This window comes from Pseudonocardia sp. Ae505_Ps2 (assembly GCF_001932425.1).
Lineage (GTDB): Bacteria > Actinomycetota > Actinomycetes > Mycobacteriales > Pseudonocardiaceae > Pseudonocardia.
Genome location: NZ_MCIP01000001.1, coordinates 1,670,937 through 1,672,626, shown reverse-complemented (window position 1 = coordinate 1,672,626; position 1,690 = coordinate 1,670,937). Strand labels below are relative to the sequence as shown.

General features: G+C 71.2%; 3 protein-coding genes. 2 read left to right on the top strand and 1 reads right to left on the bottom strand.

What is annotated here, in order from left to right; translation table 11 throughout:
• Positions 1-227 precede the first annotated feature (227 nt).
• The gene (locus Ae505Ps2_RS07830; RefSeq protein WP_075309117.1) at positions 228-683 is read right to left on the bottom strand and encodes a GtrA family protein; all 456 of its coding nucleotides are present in this window, start codon (positions 681-683) and stop codon (positions 228-230) included.
• Between the two features lie 160 nt (positions 684-843).
• On the opposite strand from Ae505Ps2_RS07830, the gene Ae505Ps2_RS07825 reads away from it, so the two are divergent.
• Positions 844-1,455 carry a hypothetical protein gene (locus tag Ae505Ps2_RS07825; RefSeq protein WP_075309118.1) on the top strand — a complete coding sequence of 204 codons (612 nt, stop codon included), beginning with the start codon at positions 844-846 and terminating at the stop codon, positions 1,453-1,455.
• A partial coding sequence (locus tag Ae505Ps2_RS07820) for a transcriptional regulator (protein WP_139320233.1) occupies positions 1,452-1,690 on the top strand: 239 nt, incomplete at its 3' end. The genes Ae505Ps2_RS07825 and Ae505Ps2_RS07820, both read left to right, overlap by 4 nt.

The following is a 1,690-nucleotide window of genomic DNA, read 5'->3' as shown; positions in this document are numbered from 1 at the left end:
GCCACGTCGACGGCGTTGAAGGACCAGGAGCCGCGCCAGATAGGCCACGGTGCGCTCCCCGATCGGGAGGACAGCGGTGTAGGTGACAGGATCAGACATGCAGGACCTCGGTGACGGTGTCGATCTGTGCTGGACCGAACCGATCTACCGGGGTCCTGCCCCGTTCCCGCTCATCTCACCACCCTCGGCGTGTCGCCACGACCTGCCACCCCGCTACTGAGAACACCTCAGTCCTTGAAGATGACCCAGCGCAGCATGACGAAGTTGATCGCGGTGGCGGTGCCCTGGGCGATCACCCACGCCAACGTCACGTCCCACTCCATCGGCGGCAGGACGTGGAGGACCAACGAGTTCACCGCGACGTTGACGGCCAGCGTGGTGCCGTAGAGCGCCACGAAGCCGGCGAACCTCGCGCGGCCGCCGGTGTTCGCGCCGGTGAAGGTGAAGCGCTTGTTGAGCAGGTACGCCGTCGTCGTACCGAGGATGAAGCTGATGCCCTTGGCGAACGGCACCCACAGGCCCGCGTTCAGGAGCAGGTGGTAGACGCCGAAGTCGACGATCGCGGAGAGCACGCCGATCGCGACGAAGCTGCCCAGCTGGCGGACGAGGCCGAGGCGCGGGGCCGGGGCGTCGGCCGGACCGGTGGCCGGGGGCTCGGCCCGGGTGGGCTCGGTGGCGGTCACCCATCGAGGGTAGCGGCGCGCGCCGCAACGACCGCGTCGACCCACCGAAGCGCAGGTCGCGCACCTCCGACCTGCCGATCCGTACGCGACCGTGGACAAGGCAATGCACTTTGCCGTACAAAGTTGGTGACAAGGCAAACCAGTTGGTAGTGGGGGAAGCATGCAGGATCGGACGGACACCGACGTCGACGACCAGCCGCCGCGCTCACCGGCCGACGCGCTCGCGATCATCGAGCGCGAGCAGGCCCGGCAGGTCCCGCCGTACTGGATCTTCTATCTGATCTGGGGCGCGGCCTGGGCGGTCATCGGGCTCGCCTGGTTCGCGAACGGGGCCGGGGCGGTCACCGCGCTCACCGCGGGCGTTCTCACGGGGCTGGCGATCGCCGGAGGGTCGATCAGCAGCGGCGTGGTCGGCGCCCGGATGGGACGCGGCGTCGCCGGGCCGAGCCAGCTCCACGGCGCCCTCTACGGCTGGGTCTGGCCGGTGGCGATGATCGGCGTCGTCGCGCTGACGGTCGGTCTGGGCCGGCTCGGGGCGCCGGTCGGGTTTGCCATGCCCGCACTGTTCGTGTTCGTCACCGGCGGCCTGTTCGCGGTCGGGGCCGCGGTCCGGCGGGACGTCCCCGACTACGCGCTCGGGCTCGGCCTGCTGGTGCTCGGCGCGGCGCTGCCGTTCGTCCCGGCGCCGTGGCACGCGCTGACGCTCGCCGTCGTCGGCGGTGGCGCGCTGGTCGCCACCGGGCTGTGGACGCGGGCGCGGGCGGTCCGGTGACCGAGCTCGACCCCGTCATCCACGCCCAGGCCCGGCTGCGGGTCACCGCCACCCTCGCCGCCCTCGACGACGGCGACCGCATGACCTTCCCGCGGCTGCAGGAGCTGCTCGGCATGACCGCGGGCAACCTGTCCACCCACCTGCGCAAGCTGGAGGACGCGGGCTACGTCGCGATCACCAAGGCGCACCAACGACGCACCCCGGTGACCTTCGTCGAACTGACGAGAACGGGCCG

What these genes read in the sequence shown, in the direction of transcription:
- Ae505Ps2_RS07825 (WP_075309118.1), top strand. Translation starts at nt 844, where the DNA reads ATGCAGGATCGGACGGACACCGACGTCGACGACCAGCCGCCGCGCTCA.